22 protein-coding genes are annotated in these 25,209 nt (G+C 43.3%); 6 read left to right on the top strand and 16 right to left on the bottom strand.

The annotated features are described in order from the left end of the window. Nucleotide 1 precedes the first annotated feature (1 nt). The 3 genes from pilV to ispH all read right to left on the bottom strand — a co-directional run bounded on the left by pilV (nt 2) and on the right by ispH (nt 2,149). Complete coding sequence (gene pilV / locus ACIG3F_RS02445) at nt 2-505, bottom strand: type IV pilus modification protein PilV (protein ID WP_005248333.1); 504 nt, start codon at nt 503-505, stop codon at nt 2-4. Further along, complete coding sequence (locus ACIG3F_RS02440; RefSeq protein WP_247143133.1) at nt 502-1,038, bottom strand: Tfp pilus assembly protein FimT/FimU; 537 nt, start codon at nt 1,036-1,038, stop codon at nt 502-504. Before ACIG3F_RS02440 ends, pilV begins: the two co-directional genes overlap by 4 nt. A gap of 160 nt (nt 1,039-1,198) precedes the next feature. Continuing rightward, the gene (ispH, locus tag ACIG3F_RS02435) at nt 1,199-2,149 is read right to left on the bottom strand and encodes a 4-hydroxy-3-methylbut-2-enyl diphosphate reductase (protein WP_396469235.1); all 951 of its coding nucleotides are present in this window, start codon (nt 2,147-2,149) and stop codon (nt 1,199-1,201) included. Between the two features lie 133 nt (nt 2,150-2,282). On the opposite strand from ispH, the gene gmk reads away from it, so the two are divergent. From gmk to ACIG3F_RS02410, 5 genes are all read left to right on the top strand, one after another. Beyond that, nucleotides 2,283-2,906, top strand: coding sequence for a guanylate kinase (gmk, locus tag ACIG3F_RS02430; RefSeq protein ID WP_004281187.1), 624 nt, complete (start codon nt 2,283-2,285; stop codon nt 2,904-2,906). Between the two features lie 76 nt (nt 2,907-2,982). Then, nucleotides 2,983-3,264, top strand: coding sequence for a DNA-directed RNA polymerase subunit omega (gene rpoZ / locus ACIG3F_RS02425; RefSeq protein ID WP_004281186.1), 282 nt, complete (start codon nt 2,983-2,985; stop codon nt 3,262-3,264). A 214-nt stretch (nt 3,265-3,478) separates the two neighbouring features. After that, nucleotides 3,479-5,584, top strand: a complete 2,106-nt coding sequence (locus ACIG3F_RS02420; protein WP_396469232.1) for a RelA/SpoT family protein — start codon at nt 3,479-3,481, stop codon at nt 5,582-5,584. A gap of 75 nt (nt 5,585-5,659) precedes the next feature. Next, nucleotides 5,660-6,043, top strand: a complete 384-nt coding sequence (locus ACIG3F_RS02415; protein ID WP_086044403.1) for a RidA family protein — start codon at nt 5,660-5,662, stop codon at nt 6,041-6,043. Nucleotides 6,044-6,263: 220 nt separating this feature from the next. Then, nucleotides 6,264-6,458 (top strand): bacterioferritin-associated ferredoxin, encoded by a 195-nt coding sequence (locus ACIG3F_RS02410; protein ID WP_004644972.1) that lies wholly within the window; start codon nt 6,264-6,266, stop codon nt 6,456-6,458. A 161-nt stretch (nt 6,459-6,619) separates the two neighbouring features. Here ACIG3F_RS02410 and ACIG3F_RS02405 read toward each other — a convergent pair whose 3' ends face one another. Further along, complete coding sequence (locus tag ACIG3F_RS02405; protein ID WP_396469229.1) at nt 6,620-7,681, bottom strand: RNA-guided endonuclease InsQ/TnpB family protein; 1,062 nt, start codon at nt 7,679-7,681, stop codon at nt 6,620-6,622. A gap of 231 nt (nt 7,682-7,912) precedes the next feature. On the opposite strand from ACIG3F_RS02405, the gene bfr reads away from it, so the two are divergent. Further along, a complete protein-coding gene (gene bfr / locus ACIG3F_RS02400) occupies nt 7,913-8,377 on the top strand; it encodes a bacterioferritin (RefSeq protein WP_005101322.1) in 465 nt (154 codons plus the stop codon). A gap of 47 nt (nt 8,378-8,424) precedes the next feature. Here bfr and ACIG3F_RS02395 read toward each other — a convergent pair whose 3' ends face one another. From ACIG3F_RS02395 to pilQ, 12 genes are all read right to left on the bottom strand, one after another. Then, complete coding sequence (locus ACIG3F_RS02395; RefSeq protein WP_396469227.1) at nt 8,425-10,059, bottom strand: Wzy polymerase domain-containing protein; 1,635 nt, start codon at nt 10,057-10,059, stop codon at nt 8,425-8,427. An 84-nt stretch (nt 10,060-10,143) separates the two neighbouring features. Next, on the bottom strand, nt 10,144-10,881 hold the full coding sequence (gene tfpZ, locus ACIG3F_RS02390; protein WP_180071981.1) for a TfpX/TfpZ family type IV pilin accessory protein: 738 nt from the start codon (nt 10,879-10,881) through the stop codon (nt 10,144-10,146). A 68-nt stretch (nt 10,882-10,949) separates the two neighbouring features. Next, nucleotides 10,950-11,438, bottom strand: a complete 489-nt coding sequence (locus ACIG3F_RS02385; protein ID WP_396469225.1) for a pilin — start codon at nt 11,436-11,438, stop codon at nt 10,950-10,952. A 213-nt stretch (nt 11,439-11,651) separates the two neighbouring features. Then, nucleotides 11,652-12,212 carry a TPM domain-containing protein gene (locus ACIG3F_RS02380; protein WP_396469223.1) on the bottom strand — a complete coding sequence of 187 codons (561 nt, stop codon included), beginning with the start codon at nt 12,210-12,212 and terminating at the stop codon, nt 11,652-11,654. Next, nucleotides 12,206-13,246: a TPM domain-containing protein gene (locus ACIG3F_RS02375; protein WP_396469221.1), complete on the bottom strand. Its 1,041-nt coding sequence runs from the start codon at nt 13,244-13,246 to the stop codon at nt 12,206-12,208. Before ACIG3F_RS02375 ends, ACIG3F_RS02380 begins: the two co-directional genes overlap by 7 nt. Nucleotides 13,247-13,277: 31 nt before the next feature. After that, the gene (locus ACIG3F_RS02370) at nt 13,278-13,868 is read right to left on the bottom strand and encodes a LemA family protein (RefSeq protein WP_005108521.1); all 591 of its coding nucleotides are present in this window, start codon (nt 13,866-13,868) and stop codon (nt 13,278-13,280) included. Nucleotides 13,869-14,050: 182 nt separating this feature from the next. Then, nucleotides 14,051-15,472 (bottom strand): FAD-dependent oxidoreductase, encoded by a 1,422-nt coding sequence (locus ACIG3F_RS02365; RefSeq protein WP_396469218.1) that lies wholly within the window; start codon nt 15,470-15,472, stop codon nt 14,051-14,053. Between the two features lie 72 nt (nt 15,473-15,544). Further along, a complete protein-coding gene (gltB, locus tag ACIG3F_RS02360; RefSeq protein ID WP_396469216.1) occupies nt 15,545-20,020 on the bottom strand; it encodes a glutamate synthase large subunit in 4,476 nt (1,491 codons plus the stop codon). A gap of 449 nt (nt 20,021-20,469) precedes the next feature. Further along, on the bottom strand, nt 20,470-21,348 hold the full coding sequence (locus ACIG3F_RS02355) for a hypothetical protein (protein ID WP_396469214.1): 879 nt from the start codon (nt 21,346-21,348) through the stop codon (nt 20,470-20,472). Between the two features lie 10 nt (nt 21,349-21,358). Beyond that, nucleotides 21,359-22,438 carry a 3-dehydroquinate synthase gene (gene aroB, locus ACIG3F_RS02350; protein ID WP_100535220.1) on the bottom strand — a complete coding sequence of 360 codons (1,080 nt, stop codon included), beginning with the start codon at nt 22,436-22,438 and terminating at the stop codon, nt 21,359-21,361. A 28-nt stretch (nt 22,439-22,466) separates the two neighbouring features. Continuing rightward, entirely contained in the window at nt 22,467-23,003 is a 537-nt protein-coding gene (gene aroK / locus ACIG3F_RS02345; RefSeq protein WP_005101380.1) for a shikimate kinase AroK, read from the bottom strand. A 36-nt stretch (nt 23,004-23,039) separates the two neighbouring features. Then, the gene (gene pilQ, locus ACIG3F_RS02340; protein WP_396469211.1) at nt 23,040-25,205 is read right to left on the bottom strand and encodes a type IV pilus secretin PilQ; all 2,166 of its coding nucleotides are present in this window, start codon (nt 25,203-25,205) and stop codon (nt 23,040-23,042) included. Nucleotides 25,206-25,209: the final 4 nt, after the last annotated feature.

Here is a 25,209-nt window from a genome sequence, read left to right as displayed (position 1 = left end):
TTTAAAAAGCCTCCATAACTAAACACTTAGAATTTGCTACGTAAGCCCCAGTTGAAGAATCAATACAAGCGTTCAAATTACTTTCTATATTGGTGTCACCCCAAGCTACATAAATACAATTCAGGCTACTACCGACACAATTATTGATTTTAACTACATGTCCCACTTCTGCTGCCTTTTGCGTAATCTGACTCGCATCAAACTGAGCCATAACTTGGCTAGAGCAATTCGGTACATAGCTTTGTACACTTCCAACGCAACCATCTTTTTTAGTCTTCGCATTGATCGCCGTTTTATACTCAGCCAATTCCGATTTATTCACTCGCATTCTTTCAGCTAAATCACGCGCTATATTGATTGCAATGGTTCGATCTGTTGCCTCATTTGCTGCATCCACTGCTCTTAATTGCAACCCAACAAAACCTAGAATACCTATGGCTAACAATAACAAGGCAACCAAGACCTCTATTAAGCCAACACCTTTTTGCGTATTCATGTTATTCATGAGCACACCCCTAATTCAATTTTTTCCACGGTGCCATTCATTGAAAGTGTAATAGTGCGACTTTGTTTTATTTTTGAATTACATAACTCAAATTTAAGCGGTAATAAAACTTCCACTGTTGGTGGATTAGTGGGTGGTATGGTGGTTAGATCTGTAGTTTGATCTTTATCATAATTTTCATTATCAATTGTTTTTGTTCTCTGCCGTGGAATACCTACTGAATTATAGGCAACATCAGAAAAATCAACATCATTGGCGTTTGAATTCAAATCCACATCGTCATATTTGGGTATCCAATAAAGAATTTCTGCTGTGTTTGTTCCACTTTCAAATTTTACTGTCACATTTTTTCTTAAAGTTGTAGCTTGTGCTCGCGCATCACTTAACACCAAAGACAGCTCACGAATTGAGGTATCTAAATGTCGTTTTGCAATCAAATCCCCAAAAGAAGGAGCAGCTATCGTCGCCATAATTGCCAATACCGCAATCGTCACCATCAGCTCAATTAAAGTGAATCCTTTATTTTTCTGCATACTCTCCCCCAGGCAAAATTTTGGCCCAGTTAAAATAATACGCATTAAAGTTACAAAACCTACACAGAGCAGATAAAAGGCATAAAAAAACAGATAACTGTCATTTTCCAGTTATCTGCTTATTTTTAAATAAGAAACAGAATGTTAAACAGTTAACACTCTAAGCCTGTGTTACAGGAATACGTAACTCTTTGGGTAGGCTAAAGGTAATATTCTCTTCCCGTCCATCCAGCTCTTTAGGCGCTTTTGCCCCCCAATCCTGTAAACGTTGAATGACTTGTTTAATCAGGATTTCAGGTGCAGATGCGCCTGCAGTTACGCCAATTTGAGAGCTATTTTCAAACCATTCTTGTTTGAGTTCATCAGCATTATCGACTAGGTAAGCTGCTTTCCCCATACGTTCCGCCAGCTCACGTAAACGGTTTGAATTAGACGAGTTTGGTGAGCCTACTACCAGAACCACATCACAACGTTCAGCCAGATCGCGCACTGCATCCTGACGGTTCTGCGTAGCGTAGCAAATATCGTCTTTACGTGGACCTTGAATCAGCGGAAATTTCTGGCGAAGGGCATCAATCACTTTCGCTGTATCGTCAATTGATAAAGTCGTTTGCGTGACAAAGGCGACTTTTTCAGGATTATGTACTGTAAGTGCAGCAACGTCTTCTTCGTCTTCTACTAAATAGATATCACCACCACTTTTTTTGTCATATTGCCCCATGGTGCCCTCAACTTCCGGATGGCCTTCATGACCAATCAGGATCGCTTCTACACCTTCACGGGCATATTTGGTCACTTCAATGTGCACCTTAGTCACCAATGGACAAGTCGCATCAAAAACCTTCAAACCACGGCGTTCAGCTTCTTGTTGTACCTCCTTAGAAACACCATGTGCGCTAAAAATCACGATATTATCGTCAGGAACTTCGTCGAGTTCGTCGACAAAAATCGCACCACGCTGACGTAGGTCATCGACCACAAATTTGTTATGCACCACTTCATGCCGCACATAAATCGGTGGATTAAAGCATTCTAGGGCACGGTTCACGATCGCAATGGCACGATCTACACCAGCACAGAAACCACGTGGGTTGGCTAAAACAATTTCCATAGAATCCTCAATACTCACACCATTTTTAGCGGTTCAATTGAAATAAATGTAAACAATCGACTGACAACTATTTAGTTTAAAGCCGCTCTACTCTAAAATAGAGAAGATATTTTATCATATCAGGAAAAATATCATGTCGGGTCTCTTGTTTGTCGTTTCTGCAGCGTCTGGAACAGGCAAAACATCCCTTGTTAAAGCCCTACTTGAGCGTGTCAACAATCTTCACGTTTCTGTGTCACACACTACACGCGGTCAACGACCTGGCGAACTCGATGGCGTGCACTATCATTTCTCCAATAAAGAAGATTTTTTAAATCTGGTCAATGAAGGTGGTTTTATCGAATACGCCGAAGTATTTGGTAATTACTACGGTACTGCGCAAGCCACAGTCAAAGAGCAACTGGCCAAAGGTCATGATGTGCTACTGGAAATTGACTGGCAAGGTGCACAGCAGGTTCGTCGACTTTTTCCTGAATCTAAACAAATTTTTATCTTGCCACCAAGCCAGTTCGACTTGCGTGAACGCCTGTCTAACCGTGGTACTGATGCTGTGGATGTGATTGAACACCGTCTGAGCTGCGCGGTAGAAGATATGCAACAATATAGCAACTTTGACTATATCATTATTAATGACGACTTTAATAAGGCGCTGCATGACCTGGAAGCGGTGATTATTGCTAATCGTTTGGTGCTGAGCCAGCAAGCCAACCGTCATGAAAAACTGATTCAAAAACTGATCACACCAACTGAACAGTGATTAAAACTTGAGTCTATAGACAAAGCCTTTTATACTGTGCAGTCTGTTAAAATTTATTATTCAAACGAGAATTCTTATGGCACGCGTCACCGTTGAAGATTGTTTAGACCATGTAGACAACCGCTTTGAGCTTGTACTAGTGGCAAGCAAGCGCGCGCGTCAATTGGCACGTCAAGGTATTGAACCAACTGTAGAATGGGACAATGACAAACCGACTGTTGTTGCTTTACGTGAAATCGCTTCAGGTCATGTATCAAAAGACATTTTGAAACAACGTGATCAAGACTATCAAACATCAAGTCTGGATCTTGCACTTTCTGCAAATAATCTAAACTTAGACGGTTTTTCTTTCCAATAAGAGATCGTCACTCAAAAAGCCTAGTTCTAAACTAGGCTTTTTTTGTTATGTGACTTTTATATTTATGCCAGAACGGTTATAACATAAGGGTTAGCTATCAAGTTTGTATTGGTTTTCTGCTCTATAGCAGCAAAAAACCATCAAGCCAGGAAATTCAAATTTCTAGAATGCTTTCAGGTTTTATTTGTAAAAAATTCAGTTGAAAAGGTGTGTTATGCCAGGCCCACAGGTCAGTCAAGCCAAGCAGCAGTTAGAGCTCATTATCGATGCGTATTTAAGTGAAAGCGATGTCGAACGTGTGCTTGCGGCCTGTGATTATGCAGATATGGCGCATGACGGGATTGTGCGTAAAAGTGGTGAACCTTATATTTTGCATCCGATTGCGGTCAGCTGTATCTTGGCGCATATGCGTTTGGACACTGAAACCTTAATGGCCGCCCTGCTGCACGATGTGATTGAAGATACCGAATTTAACAAAGATGATATTAGCAAGATTTTTGGTTTTACCGTCGCTGAACTGGTCGATGGTGTCACCAAACTCAGTCATTCGAGCGATAAAGAATATAATAAAGCGGCTTCTTTCCGGAAAATTCTGCAAGCGACTCTACAAGATCCACGTGTCATTATCGTGAAACTGGCCGACCGTTATCACAACATGACTACTTTGGATGCACTGCGTCCAGACAAACGGGCACGTATTGCCCGCGAAACCTTTGAAATCTTTGTTCCGATGGCACGCATTGTCGGCATGAATGAAATGGCTGACAACCTGGAACATCTTTGTTATCAGAATCTAGATCTAGACATGTATAACAATGTGCAGGCCGCTCTACTGGAAACCAAGCCCAAACGCTGTGAATATCAAGCAAAATGGGAAAAAAACCTGACCGAACTGCTGCACCAGAATGCCATTCAAGGCCGGATTAAGAAGAAAAATAACAATATTGAACTACTGCGCCACTTCGTTAAAAATGATATCGATCTACAAGAATTAACTCACAGCCATGCTTTTGAGATTATTTTACAGAGCATCGCTGATTGTGACCGACTTGCAGAAATTCTGACGCAAAGTTTTAAAATCCAGAGTTATGAAGATCATATCCGCCGTCCATTACCGGGTGGCAACCAGTCCTTGATGATGCGCTTAAAAGGCGAAAAGACGACCCTATCACTCACCATTCAAACCGAACTCATGCGTAAAGCAGCACGTTTTGGCGTTGTGCTTGGTGAAAGTGCCCCGCAGGCCTGCCGCTCAGCAATTCAGGCATCTATGCAGAATCTGAATGTCCTGGTCGATGGTGAATGTGCCAAAACCACTTTTAGTGAATTGCTCGATTATCTGCACCAAGAAAAAATCTGGGTCTATACCCCGCACGGTCATTTACATGAATTGCCGCAAGGCGCCACGGCGGTCGACTTTGCTTATGCCGCGAGTTTATTCCTAGGCAACCATGCGGTTGGTGCAAAAATTAATAATGAAACCAAGCCGCTTTCAACGCCTTTAGTCAGTGGTCAGGTAGTCGAAATCATTACTGATGTCCTTGCGACTCCGAACCCAGATTGGCTCAGTTTTATTAATACCCAGAAAGCTCGTCGTGCTATTCAGAATATTCTGCGCGATCAGGATCCAGATGAGCAGCGTCTGGTCGGACAACAGGCACTCAATCGTGCACTGAAACTGTTTCATCGTTCCATTCGCGATCTGACTGAAGCAGACTGGAAAAACCTCCTAGAATGGCGCCATGTTTCCAGCAAAGAACAGCTGTTTGAACAGATTGCAGTCGGTGATTTATTACCGCAACTGGTGGCCAACCATTTATTTGCCCAAGATCAGCATCAAAATATTGCCAGTTCAGACCGTCTGATTCAGGGAACAGAAGGTGTCGATGTCAAATATGCCCATTGCTGTAATCCTGTGCTGGGTGATCCGATTCAGGGTCATTTGACCCGTCGTGGTCTGATTGTGCATCGTGCGCGCTGCCATAACCTGCTGCATGAACAGAATCAGCATCCAGAAAATATCATGTTGTTGCAGTGGACCTCTGATGATCTGGAAGATATCAGCTTTACTGCCTACCTCAGTATTGACCTGGACATGAATGACGAGCAGATTTCCGACCTGATTTACCAATGCCGTAAAGCACATTCCGGGGTGGAAATGGTGCGTACTCAGGATGACAAAACCTATGTCAATATCGTGGTGCATAACCGTAAACAGATTGCACAGATTATCCGGGATTTACGCATGTATTTCGGTTTCCCGCGAATTATCCGTCTGGCTCAGCCCGTCGTTTTCAGTGAAGCTTCTAAAGCGAGTTAATCATTTAAAACGATAGTGCTTTGATCGGCCGAATTGATCGAATATGATGTATGTCGATGATAAAAGGAGAAATTAATGTCCCGCCAAGTAATCCATACTGAAAATGCCCCTGCTGCGATTGGCACTTATTCGCAAGCTATTTTAGTGGGTGATACCTTATATCTATCAGGTCAAATTGGCTTGGATCCTTATAGTATGGAACTGGTTGAAGGCATTGAAGCTCAAATTCGCCGGGTGTTTGATAACTTAAAAGCAGTCTGTGAAGCCGCTGGTGGTTCTTTGGCAGATATCGCCAAGCTGAATATTTTTCTGACCGATTTATCGCACTTCCAGCTGGTCAATCAGATTATGGGTGAGTATTTTGCCCAGCCTTATCCAGCACGTGCTGCTTTAGGTGTCGCCAGCCTGCCTAAAGATGCCTTGGTTGAAATGGATGGGATTATCATCATTAATCAATAAGTTATAAAAATCACTCAATCACCAGCCTTTAATATCTAACTCTAATTCACAAATCACTCTTGTGCGGAAATCTGAGCAGTACTTAGATTTCCGCTCAGATGGTAATTTTTTATCTAAATCATCAATCGTGATAAAAGCTATTTCAAATGATTTTTATTGACAAACGATAACAATTATCAATAATATTACTTATCTTATTTAATCATTGTGGTTGTGTCCTATGTACGTTTGTCTATGCCGTGGCATTACAGATCAAGACATTAAAGATGCTATTGCAAATGGCGCTGAAAGTTATCGTGATGTTCGCGATATGTTGGACTTGGGAACTTGCTGTGGCCGCTGTGCACCCGAAGCCCGTATGATCATCAGTGATGAAGTTTCACAAATTGCAGCACGGCTGGCCGTTGCAGCATAAATTCAAAATATTTCTCCTTATAAGCATAATGAAAAAACAATGATCTTTGGTCATTACTCCTCCCCCGCCTTTGACTCTGGCGGGTTTTTATTGCCACTCATCTGAGTCTGGATCGATTCGATGTCGATTTTCATTTGCTGTTCCTTGACATCCTCACCTCTCTAAATAGAGCTGATTCCTCCTGCGAGACGCTTATGCCCAAGCGCAAGTATGTTCTTAGCACTATTCAAGTCCCGATCCAGAACACTTGAACAGTTTTCACATTCCCATACTCTTATTCGCAAATCTGCTCTACCTTTCGGACTGCTTGCAGTGACCTCACCACAGCACGAACACATTTGGGTTGTGAAACTTTCACTAACTTCTTCAAACCATACTCCTGCGTTCTCGCATTTATACTTGAGCATGGTCTTGAATGCTGAAAATCCGGTATCCAGAACAGACTTCGCCATCTTGGTTTTCACCAGTTTTTTCGCACTCAGATCGCCTACAACAATTAGTGCATTTTTCTTTATAAGCATCGTACTTGCTTTGTGCAAATGGTCTTTACGACAGTTTGCAATCTTGGCGTGTAATGCACGGACACGTTTTCTATTTTTAGCTCGTTGAGCAATCCCTAATTTCTGTTCATATTGACGGTAGAACTTGGGATTTGAAATTATCGTACCATCCGAACAAGTGGCTATATCCTTTAAGCCCAGATCAATCCCAATCAAATTAGTCGCAGTCGATTTCTCAATTTTAGGGCTATTCACAACTAAGCAGGCATACCAGCGGCCACGCGCATCCTCGACAAACGAACCAGTCTTGATACTGTAATTTGACAGTCCATAGCTATCCCATATTTTAAACTGATGCTTGCCATACTGGATATGGCCATCAGCATACTTGATTGCTACTTTCTTAAAGGGTATCCAACCTAGTGATCTTCTGGCTGATTTCTTATGACTGACCCGCCATTTTAGTTTGGTCTTCTTGAATTGCTTTCTGCGTATGACTAATTCTTCGGTAACAGCCTGAATGGTTTGACTATGTAACCCACAAAGCCTAGATGTACCTTTCGTATATTCAGCAATATCGTAAGCACTGAGAAATTCACCTTTTCTTTTAAGGTGTTTAAAGCTTAAATCATTGACATAATTCCAGACGAAATTCACTTCAGATGCTAATTGCTCTAATATCTTAGAATGTTTATCTTTAATGCGTAATTTAAGTATTTTCATGCGATTATTTTATCAATGAAAATAACCAATAGAATATCCAAAGTTAAAAATGTTAATTTGAAACGACATTTCATGTCGTATGGCTTAGGTCACTCATTTATATCCCTGCCTTGAAAACGAGGTTTTACGTTTGATTTGATAAATTACTCGCCATTTGCCCCTGACTTGCTTTACTATCAGGATTAGAGCGCTTTCTTAGAAAGATAAAACAGGTCCAAATGGAGTTATGCGATGAAAGGCAATCGTGATGTGATTAATCAGCTCAATCAGGTGTTGTATCACCACTTAACTGCCATTAACCAGTATTTCCTGCATTCGCGCATGTTTAATGACTGGGGCATTGAGAAACTGGGCTCGGCAGAATATAAAGAATCCATTGTTCAGATGAAACATGCCGATAAAATTATTGAACGTATTTTATTTTTGGAAGGTCTGCCGAATTTACAAAATTTGGGCAAACTGTATATCGGTCAGCATACTCAAGAAGTGCTGCATTGTGATGTGCGCAAAGTCAAAGAGAATATTGAAGCCATCCAGAAAGCTGTCGCACTGGCTGAAACCCAAATGGATTATGTGACGCGTGATCTGGTTCAGGAAATTCTAGAGAAAGAAGAAAATTATCTGGATTGGACCACGACACAAATTGATCTGATCGAAAGTATTGGTATCGAAAACTATATTCAAAGTCAGCTCTAAAGCTAGAATTAAATTAAAAAAGCCAGCATCTGCTGGCTTTTTTGTATTTAGCGTGGCATATCTTGCGTTAATTCTTCATAACTCATTTCAGTTTTCTGAATGGTCTTTAAGCGTTGCAGCTGGTGCTTGGCTTCCACCTCATTGCCATTAAAAGCTAAAAGTTTGGCATATTTGATCAGATTATATTTGGTCGGGTAAGTTAACACCATCTGTTCACCTTCCTTAATCTGCTCAGCAGATGCTTCGCTATAAGGATTTAAACGAATCCAGGCAATACGATGATTAAACTCGGTCAGCAGATAAATTGGTTTTTCATTGGTGATTTTTTCCGGCTGTTTTTCATAACGAATACTTTGTCCAAGTTTTGGCACCGCAACATCATAGTCGCGATAAATCACAATCAATAAAAGCAATCCGACAGTAAAAATGAATTTCATGCCGATTGATGGCATAACTATTATTTTAATTTTTGGATTTTGTGCCAGAACCGTACCCAGAATAAAACCGACTGGCAGCAGGAAATAGGCATAATGCTGTGGAAACTCAAACATGGCATGGGTAAGAAAAGCCCCCATCATGAGAATACCGATCACTGATTCTGGCGTATTCACCCAGCGTTGTAACTGATAGCCCAGATAACCAAAGTACGCCAGAAATGGCAGTCCAATAATTAAGCCGTTCCAGAGCAAAAAGTCCAGAATAAAATTATGTGCGCTACGAATCCAAACCGGACCTTGCACGGTATCACTAATCGAGACAAAAGCCACACTGGTCTGATACCAGCCATAGCCAAACCATGGCTGCGCCTGAATGGCTGCCAGCATCTGCTGCCAGATTGCGAGGCGTGACATATCGCCGGTGGCACGCGCTACCACATCCCGGCTTTGAACTACGTCCGCATCCATTACTTGTGCAGCTAACTGACTGAGTAATGGAAAAGCCACAATACAGGAAATAAAGAAGATGAACCAAGCGGTGCTGTAATACCATTTCAGGCGAATAATACCTTTATATTGATAGAAAGCTAAATACAACATGATTACAATTGCAGCGACCCAGGCAGTACGTGACTGACTTAAAGCCACTCCCATAACAATTACTGCAGCGTAGGCAAATAACCACTTGGTCTGGATTTTTTTCTTTTCATAAAGGTACAGGCAGCTCATCAATGTCATGACTAAAAAAGTTGCCATATTATTTGGCTGAGCGAAATTAGCATAGGGCCGCTGATTGCCACTGATATTCACCATGCCTGGCAATATTGCATCTAGATTTGTCCATTGACACAGCGCAATTAGACCCGTAATCGTTCCTGAAGCTAAAAACACATAGCTAAGGTTGGTAAAGGTTTCTTCCCGGTTATAGTTTCCTGTTGAAAGGTTATAACCCAGCACACTTGCGAGCCAAAAGCTAAAGACAAAAATAAAGCCCATCATGGCAGTGCTAAAGAAGAAAACCTGCCCTGCCAGTAAATGAATAAAAGGCACACAGGCGAGTAGCAACAAGGGTAAACTGATGACAGGTGATTTCAATTTTTCTTTTAGGCAGACCGCAGCGACAGCAAATAGAGCAAAGAATGCGTAAAGCTCACCTGTATAAGTGACCCATGGGCGGTAATGCACAGGCATCAGCCAGGCAAGGGAGATTAAAATTGCTGCGATGAGGGCAAGCATGAATTTCATGGAAATATCAGGCGGTAGAAGTTTGGCACATGATAAACAAAAAAGCAGATTAACGGGTAATCTGCTTGGGTCATTTTATTTTGTTTAGTTCCAAGGACGGAGGTCGACGATTTTGACGACTTCCGCGGTGTCTTTATTGACTAGCACCACCATGTCTTCCGCATTGGCTTTTAAAGGCAACCATGCATTCGCTGTTGGGTATTTTGCTAAAATAGATTCAACTTGAGCTGCTTCATTAAACTGCTTTAATTGCATAAGGTCTTGTGCACGTTCTTGTATTTGTGGTTTGACCACAATGAGGTCGACATAGCGTTCTGGGCGCTGTGCAATTGAAATACCTCCCAATACTTCTTCAAATAAATTTTGATTTTTTTCTTCAATGTTTTTTGAAATTTCAACACCTACAAATTTAGGTTTTAACCACGTTGGATATCGGTATTCAGCATAAGTATTTTCAAAACCATCTGTTATAAGATCATTGACACGAATAAGTTCAAAACGATCTACATTATAAGCAATCCAAACTGGACGAGCTTGTGAAATCGAATACAGACCATAAATAAGTGCTGAAAACTGCAGTAAAAAAATAATTACCAAATCAAATTTTAAGCTCTTTTTCTTTTCTTTATAAACAACACAACCTAAAAGAGGACCAAGAATTACATCAATTACTAAAAGCATGAAAAATATTTTTAAAATACCAGTCGCTTTTGCCAATGGGCTCGGATACCAAATATTAAATACCCAAAGCAGGGCGATAATGGCTATACAAATAGATATGAAAAAGTGCCATAGAAAAAATCTAACGCATTTACTTTTCATAGGAATACTCAGAGAATAAAAATAGACATAAAAAAAGACTGGTAAACCAGTCTTTTTTTAAGCTTAAATTAACGACAATTTGATGGTGCTAATTTAGATGCTAAAGTACCTGCAACGGCTGGAGCTACTGCACCTAACGCACCACATGCCCAATTAATTTGAGTGGCAGGTGGAGTATAACCTCCTGCTGCATCAGAGTCAGGTAGAGCTACTGGTGTTCCTGCTGGACCTGTATATGGACGTAAAATAATTGTACCATCATCTTGGACAGGAGCCGCATAAGTAATAGTAATTTGACCATTATCATTATCAATTGCAACAGATTTGACATCTTTAGTCGCAGTTGGCGCTGAATATCCTAAGTTATATACTGCAGCACTCGCTGCATTCTCTACTACTGTAGTTTTAGCAGCAGCTGCAAGAGCAATACCTTCTGTAACTTTTGCACGTTTTGTATAGTCTTGATAAGCAGGAATCGCAACAGCAGCCAAAATACCGATAATTGCTACAACAATCATTAATTCAATAAGGGTAAAACCCTTTTGCATAGTGTTCATAACATTCTCCACAAATGTTTTTTGTTTATTTATAAGCCTAAAGAAAAAAGCTCATTTAGCTTAATTTTATATTTAGCACTAAGTGTGCCAAGTTTTATTATAATAAAATTAACAGAAAAAACAGCACTTTAAAAAAAATATTTTTATTTTTGTAATCATTGTGTTTTATTTTGTGTAACTAACTGACAAAAAATGTCAGTTAGTTGACTAAAATCACCCCATAATTATCGGTTTATTCCCCAATTCATTCTCTAAATCATCTATTTTTCGATCGTAATACTGATCTAAAACTTTTCCAATCTGTTTCACTCCTTCGATTACCCCTTCTTTAAACTGCTGCTGGACTAAATTCTGAATAATATTTTGGCAGATTTCATCCCAGACTTGCTGGGTCGTCGCATTCTTAATTCCACGATCAATCACAATTTCCACCTTGTGCTCGCAGAGGTTCAAATACAGCAATACACCACTATTATATTCTGTATCCCAAACCCCAAGTTCAGCAAAGAGTTGCCGGGCACGACATAAAGTATCTTGATAATAAGCCGATCGTGAAGGCAGACAGCCTTCAATTACTACCTGAATTTCCCCAACATGCCCATGCTCGGCTTCCTCTACTGCCAGTCCAATTGCATGCTGATCCTGCTTGGAAAAAAAACGCTTGGTTGCCGGCATATAAAAGAAATGCTTGAGCCAGCGCTTAAAGCTCGGCTGCGCATGTTCTTCCAGCTTCGGCTGCGTGACAATCTCTGTCGTATCTGTCGTTGTTACCATGAGCCTGATGCTCCTCCCCCACCAAATCCACCACCGCCACCGCCGAAGCCGCCGCCCCCAAAACCACCACGACCACTACCGCCGCGGCCACCACCTGCCATAAAGGCATGTAAAATCAGCTGGGCCAGTGAAGTGACCAATAAAAAGAATACCCCGGCACCAATCATTAAACTGGCAATTAAACCCATGCCATTGACCAGACCGGCAGCTGTGCCTGCAACTGCGGCAGTTGCAGCGCTGAGTTTTCTGCCAAAAATCATGGAACAGACGACCCCAGCAACAACAATAAACAGCACGCTACTGAACGTTGCCTTACTGGCTTTTTGTGCCTGATAAGCCTGTTCCTGACGTTCCTTCAGTTCATCGGCTGCCTGTGCTGCAATTTCAGGATCAAGATTTAAAATCCGTTCTATTTCAGCCAGTCCTGAGTCGATCCCCTGCGCATATTGAGCCTGTTTAAAATACGGCGTGATCTTGTCATTGATAATTCGGCCTGCCACGATATCGGGCAGCACCCCTTCCAGACCATAACCAGTCAGAATTTGAATACGGCGATCATTGATGGCAATGGTCATCAATAAACCATTATCGCGTTTGGCTGAACCGAGTTGCCAGGCTTCAGCAACACGCATGGAATAATCAAAAATATCTTCCTGCCCCGTGGTCGGAACAATGACTACACCTATTTGCCCTTTGCCTTCATTATAAAGTTTTAGAATGCGCTGAGTGAGTTGCTGTTTTTCAGCGGGACTAAGTAAATTTGCCTGATCAATGACCGGTTCATTCAGGCTGGGTAAGTCGCGCTGAAGCTGCCCTTCAGCCATGTTATTGGCAATTTGTGGCTGTGAGACTGCTGCAGTTTCTGTATTTTGGGCTGGAGTATTTTGATTATTTTTAGGTTGTAAGATTTCACGGGCTACAATGACTTCTTCAGTATCTGTAGCCGTGGCCGTTTCTGCTGAAACAAGCGTGGTTATTCCCATGCCCAGCATGAGAATCAAACCAGCACAGTATTTCAGCAGAATCTCAGACATATGATCTCTCGTTTATTTTATAAGGGGATACTTATTCAAAGGAAACCGTTGGAGCTTTCTGTGCACTTTGCTCGGCGCTAAAGTTCGGTTTGGTGTCCATGCCAATCACTTTGGCGGTCATGACTTGTGGGAACTGACGCGCATAAGAGTTGAAGTCCTGTACTGTGGTAATATAACGGTTACGTGCCACAGCAATCCGGTTTTCAGTCCCTTCCAGCTGTACCTGTAAATCACGGAACTGTTGATTCGCTTTCAAATCTGGATAATTCTCAGTGACGGCTAAAAGACGAGACAAGGCGCTGGTCATCTGGGCCTGCGCTTCCTGATAGCGCTGAAACAGTTCAGGATCTTCCAGCACTTCACGATCTACTTTTAAACCGGCAACATTGGCACGTGCTTGGGTCACTTCAGTTAAAACTTGCTCTTCATGCGAGGCATAGCCTTTGACCACATTGACCAGATTAGGTACCAGATCGGCACGGCGCTGATACTGGTTCTGAACTTCCGACCAGGCTGCCGTTACTGCTTCATCTTTGACTTGCAAGGTATTATAGCCACAGCCACTCAGGGTCAAGGTACTGGCCAGCATCAAGGCGATAAGAGATTGTTTGAATACACGCATGATATCTTGTCCTCAATTCTTTATTAATATTTATATAATTAATTTGATTTTAAACAGTATTTTCTAAAGTTTTGTTACTTTTTATAATCTTTTTAATGGCCTCTCTTTAAGTTAGACAATATCCAAAAATAAAAAACCCGCCGTAGCGGGTTGTTTGAATGATTTCAGTGAATTTTCAACTGTTAAACATCTAGATAATCCAGAATCCCTTCAGCTGCCTGACGGCCTTCCCAGATTGCAGTTACCACCAGATCAGAACCACGAACCATGTCACCACCAGCGAAGATTTTTGGATTTGAAGTCTGGAATTTGTATTGTTGCTGTTCAGCAGCAACCACACGACCTGAACCATCCAGATTAATTTCCACATCGGTGAACCAGTCTGCTGGGCTGGTACGGAAACCAAAAGCAAGTAGAACTACATCCGCCGGCAGAATTTCTTCTGAACCCGGAATCGGCTCTGGACTACGGCGACCGCGGCTGTCCGGCTCACCCAGCTGAGTGCTGATCACTTTCACCCCAGTTACTTTGCCATTTTCACCGACAATTTCGATCGGTTGACGGTTGAACTGGAAATTCACCCCTTCTTCACGTGCATTTTGTACTTCACGACGTGAACCTGGCATATTTTCTTCATCACGACGATAGGCACAGACCACCGATTCAGCACCTTGACGGATCGAAGTACGGTTACAGTCCATGGCAGTATCACCACCGCCTAAAACGATGACTTTCTTGCCTTCAACACTGATATATTCAGCCGGATCTTTTTCCCAGCCCTGACAACGATTGACATTCGCAATCAGGAAGTCTAGCGCATCATAAACACCATCCAGATCTTCGCCCGCGAAGCCACCTTTCATGTAAGTGTATGTACCCATACCCATGAATACAGCATCGTAGTCAGCCAGTAACTGGTCGATAGTGACATCTGTACCAATTTCAGTATTTAGACGGAATTCAACACCCATACCTGTGAAGATTTCACGACGGCGTTTCATCACATCTTTTTCCATTTTGAATTCTGGAATACCGAAGGTGAGCAGACCACCGATTTCTGGACGTTTATCAAAGACTACAGGTTTTACCCCATTACGCACCAGAATATCCGCACAGCCAAGTCCTGCAGGACCTGCCCCGATAATCGCGACTTTTTTATTGGTCCATTGCACATTAGACATGTCTGGACGCCAGCCCAAAGCAAAGGCGGTGTCGTTGATATATTTTTCTGCATTCCCGATCGTCACCGCGCCGAAACCGTCGTTGAGAGTACACGCCCCTTCACACAGACGGTCTTGCGGACAGACACGACCACAAACTTCCGGCAAAGTATTGGTCTGATGACACAATTCAGCCGCCTGGAACAAACGGCCTTCAGACACCAGTTTTAACCAGTTTGGAATGTAGTTATGTACCGGACATTTCCACTCACAATACGGGTTACCACAGCCGAGGCAGCGATGTGTCTGATTGGCTGCAATTTCCGCGGTATAAGGCTTATAAATTTCCACAAATTCTGCTTTGCGGACATCAATCTCTTTTTTATCTGGATCTTGGCGTGCGACATCCAGGAATTGAAAGTCATTATTCAGGCGTTCTGCCATGTCTCTCTCCGTGGGGAGATGTAAGGGGTTCACAGTTGCCTTACATCTGCCTATGTTTCTGCAGTAGTGGAATTATTGTGGATCAGCTTGAGTTGTTTTTAACAGCGTTTGCAAGTTGGCTGCTTTTGGTTTTACCAACCAGAACTTGCGGCTGTAGAAGTCAAACTCATGGCGGATCTTGTACGCCCAAGCACTACCCGTTTCTTTAATATGTTCATCCAGGATACGACCCAGGAAGGCTTTATGCTCTTCCATCGCTTCGGTGGAAATACGGTTCAGTTCAATCAGTTCGTGGTTATAATGATCAACGAAGTCATTATCCAGATCAAGCACATAAGCAAAACCACCAGTCATACCTGCACCGAAGTTATGCCCAACTTTACCCAGTACCGTCACAATACCGCCCGTCATATATTCACAGCAGTGATCACCTGCACCTTCAATTACGGCAAATGCACCCGAGTTACGCACCGCGAAACGCTCGCCCGCTGTACCCGCTGCGTATAACTTACCGCCAGTCGCACCGTACAAACAGGTATTCCCAATAATCGCGGTATTTTGGGTCTGGAATGGCGAACCTTTTGGTGGAAAGATCGAGATGCGACCACCGGCCATACCTTTACCGACATAGTCATTGGCATCACCTTCCAGACTGATATGTAAGCCACCAGCATTCCATACACCCAGCGACTGACCCGCAGTACCATTTAGATGGACTTTCACCGGATGGGCTTCCATGCTCAGGTTGCCATAACGTTTCGCAATTTCACCAGACAGACGTGCGCCAATCGAACGGTCACAGTTACCGATCATGAAACTATATTCGCCGCCAGTTCCTGCTTCGATGGCAGGTAAAATCTCATCCACCATTTTTTCAGCCAGAATGCCTTTATCAAATGGTGCATTACCTTGAACCTGACAATACTGTGCTTTACCTTCTGCAGCAGGATGCGACTCAAGCAATTTGCTTAAATCAAGATGTGCATGCTTTGCAGTTTCACCTGGAAGCACTTCAAGCAGATCCGTACGGCCAATCAGGTCTTTCAGACTTGATACACCAAGTGCTGCCAGCCATTCACGGGTTTCTTCAGCAATAAAGGTGAAGAAGTTGATCAGCATTTGTGGCTCGCCAATATAATGCTCTTGACGTAAATGATCTTGTTGAGTCGCGACACCGGTTGCACAGTTATTCAAGTGGCAAATACGCAGGTATTTACAACCCAATGCGATCATTGGGGTTGAACCAAAGCCGAAGCTTTCTGCACCCAGAATTGCTGCTTTTACGACATCCAGACCGGTTTTTAAACCGCCATCTGTTTGTACGCGAACTTTACCACGCAGGTCGTTGACACGAAGGGCCTGATGTGCCTCAGAAAGCCCCAGTTCCCACGGTGAACCTGCATGATGAATTGAAGAAAGTGGAGAAGCCGCTGTACCGCCATCATAACCAGAAATGGTAATGAAATCGGCATACGCTTTCGCTACACCTGCCGCAATCGTACCGACACCCGGTTCAGAAACCAGCTTAACTGACACCATCGCCTGTGGGTTAACCTGTTTTAAATCAAAGATCAACTGTGATAAATCTTCGATTGAATAGATGTCGTGATGCGGAGGTGGCGAAATCAGCGTTACACCCGGTACAGAGTAACGTAAACGGGCAATGAGACCATTTACTTTACCACCCGGCAACTGACCACCTTCACCTGGTTTTGCACCTTGCGCGACTTTAATTTGAAGGACTTCTGCGGAAGTTAAATAAGCAGGTGTCACACCAAAACGGCCCGATGCAATTTGTTTGATTTTCGAGTTACGGATGGTGCCGTAACGCGCTGGATCTTCACCGCCCTCGCCTGAGTTCGAGCGACCACCAATCGTGTTCATGGCAATCGCAATCGCTTCGTGCGCTTCAGGGGACAGTGCACCCAAAGACATGCCGGCAGAGTCAAAGCGAGGTAAGATCTCTTCCACAGATTCCACTTGTTCGACTGGAATCGAATTGTCTGTTTTCAGTTTGAATAAGTCACGAATCGTGGCAATCGGACGATTGTTCACAAGTTCCGCATATTCTTTAAAATCTGCGTAGTTCCCAGAACGTACTGCTTTATGCAGTGAGTTGATCACGTCTGGGTTAAAGGCATGGTATTCCTTGCCGAATACAAATTTCAGCAGACCGCCCTGATCGATTGGCTTACGGTTTTTCCAGGCAATATCCGCCAACTGTTTCTGATCATTTTCAAGGTCGACAAAAGTTGCACCCTGAATACGACTTGGCACACCGATGAAGCATTTATCTACCACTTCATTGGATAAACCCACTGCTTCAAACAGCTGACCACCGCGATAAGAGGCAACCGTAGAAATCCCCATTTTCGAAAGAACTTTCAGTAAACCTTTTTCAATCCCTTTACGGAAATTGTTTTGTGCATAAATCGGATCACCCAATAACTCACCTTTCGCGACCAGATCATTGATTACGTCATAAGCCAGGTACGGGTAGATGGCTGTCGCACCAAAGCCAAGGAGTACTGCAAACTGATGTGGATCACGGGCAAAACCGGTTTCAATGATCAGATTCGCATCGGTACGTAAACCAGTCTTGATCAGGTGATGATGCACCGCACCAGTCACCATAAAGGCATTCGCTGGTAGATAACCCTCACGGATTTTCTTGTCAGAAAGCACCAGTAAGGTTTTACCATCACGAATGGCTTGCGCAGATTCTTCACAGATCCGTGCAATCGCTGCTTGTAGACCTTCAGTTTCCGCATAGTTCAGGTCGATATCTGCAATTTCATAACCGGCACGACCCAGCGTACGGATCTGATGCATTTTCGAATTAGACAGCACAGGACTGGAAATGATCAAGCGGTCTGCATGCTCAGGCCCTTGTTCAAAGACGTTTTGCTCACGACCCAAACAGGTTTCCAGTGACATCACAATCGATTCACGTAGCGGATCGATTGGCGGGTTGGTCACTTGTGCAAACTGCTGGCGGAAATAATCCGACACATGGCGCACCTGACGAGACAATACTGCCATTGGGGTATCATCACCCATAGAGCCAACCGCTTCCTGACCGCTTTCAGCAATCGGACGTAACAACTGGTCACGCTCTTCAAAAGTCACCATGAACATTTTTTGTGCCGCTTTCAGGCCATCGCCTTTTAAGCCTTGATCACATAAATATTCTTCCAGCTCTGGACTACCTTGCAGACGCACAGAATTTTCACGTAACCATTCGCGGTATGGACGCATACGTTTCAGATGATTATTGACATCTTGGGTATCCAGCACCTTGCCGGTTTGCGTATCAATGACCAGCATTTGACCAGGACCGACACGGCCTTTAGAAATCACATCTTCAGGTTGATAACCCCACACGCCAATTTCAGAAGCCAGCGTGATATAACCATTTTTGGTAATCACCCAACGCGCAGGACGCAGACCGTTACGATCCAGCATACAGATCGCATGACGCCCATCCTGAATCACCAGACCTGCCGGGCCATCCCAAGCTTCCATATGTTTTGAGTTGAATTCATAGAATGCACGCAAGTCTGCATCTAAGGTTTCCACATTCTGCCAGGCAGGCGGAACCAGCATACGGAGTGCACGGAACAGATCCATACCACCGCCAACCAGAATCTCCAGCATGTTATCCAGGCTTGAAGAATCTGAACCAGTACGGTTCACAATTGGATTCAGTTCAGTTAAACCTGGTAATAACGGATTTTCAAATTTTGGTACACGCGCCATGGCCCAGTTACGGTTCGCAGTAATGGTATTGATTTCACCATTGTGCGCCAGGTAACGGAACGGTTGTGCTAAAGGCCAGCGAGGCAAGGTATTGGTTGAGAAGCGCTGATGGAACACCACGATATGCGATTCCAAACGTGGATCAGCCAGATCTGTATAAAAATCTGCAATCGCTTCTGGCATCATCAAGCCTTTATAGCTGATCACCGTTGAACATAAAGTCGTGACATAGAAAGACGTATCATTGCTTAACAGCTGCTCTGCACGACGGCGTGCCAGGAATAACTTACGGTTAAACTCAACCTCAGTCACACCCATTGGACAGTTAACAATAATCTGTTCAAATGCTGGCATCGATTGCAAAGCAATTTCACCAAGGGCATCGACATTGGTGGGAATCACACGCCAAGCTAAAACGATTAAACCTTCAGCTTCAATCTCTTTGTTTAAAACCTGTTTGGCGTGTGCCGCAAGTGCAGGATCAAGATTTAGGAATACTGAACCTACAGCAAAGACTTCACTTAAGGTGGTATCGCTTAAGCGTTTAGCTTCTTCACGGAAGAATTTTTTCGGCATTGCCAAGAGCAGACCACAACCATCTCCCGTCTTGCCATCTGCGGCAATACCACCACGATGGGTCATACAACTCAAACTATGAATCGCGGTCTTGACGAGATCATGGCTAGCATCACCCTGCATATGGGCAATTAAACCGAAACCACAGTTATCTTTAAACTCATCCGGTTGGTATAAACCTTGAGCGGGAGCTACATTATTAGGCGATGGCATGTGCATAGCGTACCCTTCTTTCACTAAGCCTCAACAGGCTATTAAACAATCTAAATTTTCTCTGCGCTGGCGTCTAATGGACTTTCGAAGACCGTCTTGGTAGAGCAAAAGCATTTTTCTTTATTTCTTCAGACTAGTCCTTTTTTAGACTAAATGCATAACAAATAAAGTTTATTTTGCTCATGAATAACATAAAAATCTGGAATAAATATGACATTCACATAGTGTCATCGAATCATTTTTCGCGCTAAAACAGGGAGATTAATTCAATTCATGCACCAATAAAGCAAATTCCATGCCAACAAACAGCGCATAAATTAAAACAATACAGATGACAAAGATTTAGCGCAGAACAGCACTCTAAGGGGTTAATCTTAATGTGCATTTTTTGCACCAAAAGCGCCCATTTTTAATTCTGTAATTTTTTGGATGCGCTATTTTAGATCGAACTAATTAAATGGATCACTAATCTCGTTATTTTGAGGACGAGGATTACCACCCTGAGCAGGTCGATTATTGTTATTTTGCGGTTGAGGCGTGCCTTCTACAGCACTTTCAGATTTCTGTACATCGACTACATTTCCCGATGAATCACGGCGCACAATGGTGGTACTAGTAGTTGCAGCATCAGAGCTACGCGGCTTAGGCTCAGCTTGGGTTTGCTGCTGTCTAAGTCGTACAGATTCATCTACTTTCGGCAAAGGCACATTTTTCAAACGAATTTCGTAAAGCTTTTGATTACTGGCTAATTCCTCTGAACCCAGATTATTGACCAGACTGACATATTGCTGCATGGGCACAACTTCGGGTTTAACTGAAGCCGGTAAATTTAACTTCAGTGTAGATAAAGCCTGATTAGCTTGTGACGCAGTCTTATATTGGCCATACAACAATACATATTGTTCTGGCTGATTTTCACCCGAGATTCTTAAATAAATAAAAGGCTTACGATCGGACTGTTTGTTAAGAAAACTTTTTAAAATGGCTTCATTGGTCACACGAAATAATTCAATGGCGTGCTGGTTTTTCGCTTCATTGACAAATTTGGTACCGCGAAATTCCGGCTCATGACTGGCATTCACTACGGTACGCGTATTTAGGTCCAGTGGTTTCACTTCCTGAAAAAGCGCACCAAGATGGGTCATTGTGGCTACTTTTTCCGGCTGAATCTGCAACTGAACTTCAGTTTCAGGCTTTTTTTCAATTTCGATGACGTCATCTGAATCAGTCACCGCCCAAAAGACCAAGGCAGCAAATAGGCAGCATACACCACAGACCAGCCAGAAATAATGCTGAATCTTTTGCCAAGGAGTATGTAATGCTGCCATAAAACTAAACCTATGCCTGATTGGCTAAAATTGCCTGTTTCATTAACTCGAGATCAAAGTCTCGTGTAATCACTGCTTTGCCTAATTGCTTTAATAACACCAGACGCAATTGTCCATTCAAGACTTTTTTGTCATGGGCCATATAGGCCAGAAAATCATCCAGAGGGATTTTAGGACAAACGATAGGTAATTGGGCACGAGAAATGATTTTTTTTGTACGTTCTAAATCTTCTTGAGAAATCCACCCCATACGCTGTGACAGATCCGCAGCCATCACCATACCGGTGGCAACAGCCTCACCATGTAGCCAGACACCATACCCCATGTAGGATTCAATCGCATGCCCAAAGGTATGACCTAAATTGAGTAAAGCACGTTCCCCTTGCTCCTTCTCATCATTGGCTACAATCCGCGCCTTATGCGCACAGGAACGATAAACGGCTTCAGCCAATAATTTCTCATCACGAGCGACCAGTGCATCCATGTTTTCTTCAAGCCAGACCAGAAATGACTCATCGCCTAGCAGAGCATATTTAATCACTTCAGCCAAACCTGCTGAAAGCTCCCGATCAGGCAAAGTAGAAAGCTGCGACATATCTGCCAGCACCACTTGCGGTTGCTGGAAAGCACCAATCATGTTTTTACCGAGTGGATGATTAATCCCGGTTTTACCACCGACACTTGAATCTACTTGCGACAGCAAGGTTGTCGGTACTTGGATAAAGTACACACCGCGCTGGAAACAGGCCGAGGCAAACCCAGCCATATCTCCAATCACACCACCACCCAGCGCAAGCACAGTACAGTCCCGGTTAAACCCGGCTTCAAGCAGTGCATCAAAAATCAGATTCAGATGCTGGCTATCCTTATATTTTTCACCATCAGGCAGAATGCAGGTCGCAACACGTTTGTCCAGAGCCTCAATTGCAGTTTGATAACGCTGCAAATAAAGTGGTGCAATCGTAGTATTGCTCACAATCATCACTTGCTTGCCCTGAATATAGGGTGCCAATAAGGCCTGTGGATCCAGATCGCTCCCGATAAAAATAGGGTAACGACGTTCTCCGAGTTCTACATATAAGGTTTGCATGCTTGATTAACCACTTGATTCAATGAACTTAGTTTTTAGAAGTAATGAGATTGAGAATCCGCTGCGCCAGATCACGCGCAGCACCCTGATTGGTCTCAATAATATGATGCGCCACTTCCCGATACAAGGGATCACGGACTGCCAATAAATCACGTAACTTTTGTTCCGGATTTTCGACTTGGAGGAGAGGACGGTTTTTATCGCGATAGGTACGTTGCAGTTGAATTTCAACCGGCGTATAGAGATAGACAACGATTCCTCGCTGTTTCAGATAATCCCGATTTAAGGTCTGAGTAATGGCACCACCGCCGGTGGCTAAAACCAGATGAGGACGTGAGGTAAGGTCATTAATCACAGCAGTTTCACGGTCACGAAAACCCTGTTCCCCTTCTTTTTCAAAAATCCAGGGAATAGTCGCGCCTGTTTTACGTTCAATTTCATGATCACTGTCTAGAAATTCGCGTCCTAACAATTCTGCGAGATGTCGTCCTACTGTTGTTTTACCGGCCCCCATCGGCCCTACCAAATAAATATTTGGTAGGGTTTCAAACTCTTTGCTTGGCAAGGAGTCACCTATTCGTTTTGTTAAATTCAAAATATATTAATGATTTCTTGAAACACTGTCATTAACAATTCGAGGTGTAACGAAAATCAGTAGCTCACGTTTATTATCCGACTTTAAATCTTTACGGAATAAACGCCCTACATAAGGAATATCCCCCAGGAAAGGTACCTTGGTTTGTGCATTACGGGTTTCCTGCTCAAAAATACCACCTAAGACGACTGTTTCACCATTATCAACCAAAACATTGGTAGTGATCTGGTTTTTGTTAATAGTGAGCTGTCCGGTCGGTGTCGGGTTACCCGGTGAGTCACTGGTAATATTGAGTTCCATCTGTACCTTGCCATCTGGCGTAATGCTTGGTGTGACATCCAGACTTAGCGTAGCATCAATAAATTCCGTAGTAGATACTGCATTCGCACCGCCACCCTCTGCTGACTGGTACGGAATTTGAGAACCAGAGGCAACAGTTGCTTTCTGCTTGTCCGCAGTCAGTACTTTAGGTGTAGAAATCACCTCACCGTAGCCATCTGCCTGAAGTGCAGAAAGCTCCAGATCCAGCATAAAATCAGAAAGACTGATTAAACCAAAGGCGATACGACTTGCACCCGGACTTGTTACGCCTAAATCCACATTCAGGTTTTGTGGACGCTGAATATCATAGGTATATCCACCGAAATCATTTTCTTCTGGTTCTCTAAGATCCCACAAGGTGGTATCACTGCCACCGACCAGCAAGTGATTATTATTCATCACACCTTGCGATAGAATGCCCCATTTCACTCCCATCTCTTTGGTAAAATCAGTCGTTGCACGAACAATACGCGCTTCGACCATTACCTGCTTCACCTGCACATCCAGCAGATCTACCATATTACGAATTTTATCAATAAAGAGCTGGGTATCATTCACAATAATGGTATTGGTCCGTGCATCAACAGACACAGAACCACGTGAACTTAATAAGCTTTCTCCACCCTCATTATTATTCGTGCTACTCGAACCGCCTGAACTAGATGCGCCTTTATTCTGCGTAATCAGTTTCTCAATATCAGCAGCTTTGGCATAACTGAGCTGCATATATTCCGTCTGGATAGGCGCAAGTGCGACACTCTGCTTAATCGCCTTAGCTTCTTCCTCTTCAGCCTTTATCAGCTCTGTAACTGGTGCAATCCAGATCACATTACCATTACGACGTTTATCCAGATTTTTGGTTTTCAGCACAATATCCAAGGCCTGATCCCACGGTACCTCTTTCAAGCGCAAGGTAATATTACCTTGCACACTGTCTGCGGCCACCATATTGATATCGGTAAAATCAGCCAGGAGCTGTAGTACACGACGGACTTCGATATCCTGGAAATCTAAAGAAATTTTCTTGCCAGTATAAGCCACAGTTTTAGGACGTAATGGACTCTTGGCTTCCGGACGTTTCAAACTGATGGTCAGCTTGTTATCAGTCTGGTAAGCCATATATTCATAACTTTCCGCAGACTGAATCGTAATGACTCCTGAACCATTTTGATTCACGGCATCGACACTAGATACCGGAGTTGCGAAATCAGTCACATTAAGACGGCGGGTCAAATGAGCCGGAATCTTGGAACCTAAAGTGCGCACAATAACTTTGGTACCCTGCTGCTGTACATCAACAGGAGTATTATTTCCTAACAGATCAATAACGACCTGGCCTTCACCTTGAGCACCGCGCTGGAAACCAATGTTGCTAATACCCTGAGCTGACTGTTGCTGCACAGGTTGAGCTATGGCTACAGGAGTTGCCGAGTTAATTTTAAGAATAAAGGTATTACCTTCTACACGAGTCGTAAAGGCTCCAGCCTCGGTCAGATTTACCGTCAGACGTGCACGCTGAGCATCCGAAGTGACATCTATCGAACTGGCTTCACGTGTTGCCACCGGAATACTGCTTTGTTTTAAATTCTGTTGTGCCTTGTCAAAGTCCAGAATCAAACGTGATGGTGATTCTAATTGATAGGCTTGTGGTTGTGGCGGCAAACCATTGAACATCACCCGAATCTCAGTTCCTTGTCCAGGAAGCTGCATGGGTACTACATTGGTCATTGAAACCTGCGCACTGGCCGCTTGCATCACCGCAATCGCAACAGCACCCATGGAAAACTGACGAAACACACGATTCATTGTATTAACATCCCCAAAAATAAATTCTTTAATACTCTTATTCATTGTT

The sequence above is a fragment of the Acinetobacter sp. NPDC052428 genome, from assembly GCF_044547685.1.
Classification (GTDB): Bacteria; Pseudomonadota; Gammaproteobacteria; order Pseudomonadales; family Moraxellaceae; genus Acinetobacter; species Acinetobacter lwoffii_G.
Note: the sequence above shows the minus strand (reverse complement) of the source record. Positions and strands in the feature narration are given on the sequence as shown.

Bases quoted from the DNA above. Each gene is read 5' to 3' on its own strand.
- ACIG3F_RS02395 (WP_396469227.1), bottom strand. From the start codon at position 10,059: ATGAAATTCATGCTTGCCCTCATCGCAGCAATTTTAATCTCCCTTGCC.
- ACIG3F_RS02370 (WP_005108521.1), bottom strand. From the start codon at position 13,868: ATGCGTGTATTCAAACAATCTCTTATCGCCTTGATGCTGGCCAGTACC.
- ispH (WP_396469235.1), bottom strand. From the start codon at position 2,149: ATGGAAATTGTTTTAGCCAACCCACGTGGTTTCTGTGCTGGTGTAGAT.
- ACIG3F_RS02440 (WP_247143133.1), bottom strand. From the start codon at position 1,038: ATGCAGAAAAATAAAGGATTCACTTTAATTGAGCTGATGGTGACGATT.
- pilQ (WP_396469211.1), bottom strand. From the start codon at position 25,205: ATGAATAAGAGTATTAAAGAATTTATTTTTGGGGATGTTAATACAATG.
- ACIG3F_RS02365 (WP_396469218.1), bottom strand. From the start codon at position 15,472: ATGGCAGAACGCCTGAATAATGACTTTCAATTCCTGGATGTCGCACGC.
- tfpZ (WP_180071981.1), bottom strand. From the start codon at position 10,881: ATGAAAAGTAAATGCGTTAGATTTTTTCTATGGCACTTTTTCATATCT.
- ACIG3F_RS02385 (WP_396469225.1), bottom strand. From the start codon at position 11,438: ATGAACACTATGCAAAAGGGTTTTACCCTTATTGAATTAATGATTGTT.
- pilV (WP_005248333.1), bottom strand. From the start codon at position 505: ATGAATAACATGAATACGCAAAAAGGTGTTGGCTTAATAGAGGTCTTG.
- ACIG3F_RS02405 (WP_396469229.1), bottom strand. From the start codon at position 7,681: ATGAAAATACTTAAATTACGCATTAAAGATAAACATTCTAAGATATTA.
- rpoZ (WP_004281186.1), top strand. From the start codon at position 2,983: ATGGCACGCGTCACCGTTGAAGATTGTTTAGACCATGTAGACAACCGC.
- ACIG3F_RS02380 (WP_396469223.1), bottom strand. From the start codon at position 12,212: ATGGTAACAACGACAGATACGACAGAGATTGTCACGCAGCCGAAGCTG.
- gmk (WP_004281187.1), top strand. From the start codon at position 2,283: ATGTCGGGTCTCTTGTTTGTCGTTTCTGCAGCGTCTGGAACAGGCAAA.
- ACIG3F_RS02410 (WP_004644972.1), top strand. From the start codon at position 6,264: ATGTACGTTTGTCTATGCCGTGGCATTACAGATCAAGACATTAAAGAT.
- gltB (WP_396469216.1), bottom strand. From the start codon at position 20,020: ATGCCATCGCCTAATAATGTAGCTCCCGCTCAAGGTTTATACCAACCG.
- aroB (WP_100535220.1), bottom strand. From the start codon at position 22,438: ATGCAAACCTTATATGTAGAACTCGGAGAACGTCGTTACCCTATTTTT.
- bfr (WP_005101322.1), top strand. From the start codon at position 7,913: ATGAAAGGCAATCGTGATGTGATTAATCAGCTCAATCAGGTGTTGTAT.
- ACIG3F_RS02415 (WP_086044403.1), top strand. From the start codon at position 5,660: ATGTCCCGCCAAGTAATCCATACTGAAAATGCCCCTGCTGCGATTGGC.
- ACIG3F_RS02375 (WP_396469221.1), bottom strand. From the start codon at position 13,246: ATGTCTGAGATTCTGCTGAAATACTGTGCTGGTTTGATTCTCATGCTG.
- ACIG3F_RS02420 (WP_396469232.1), top strand. From the start codon at position 3,479: ATGCCAGGCCCACAGGTCAGTCAAGCCAAGCAGCAGTTAGAGCTCATT.
- ACIG3F_RS02355 (WP_396469214.1), bottom strand. From the start codon at position 21,348: ATGGCAGCATTACATACTCCTTGGCAAAAGATTCAGCATTATTTCTGG.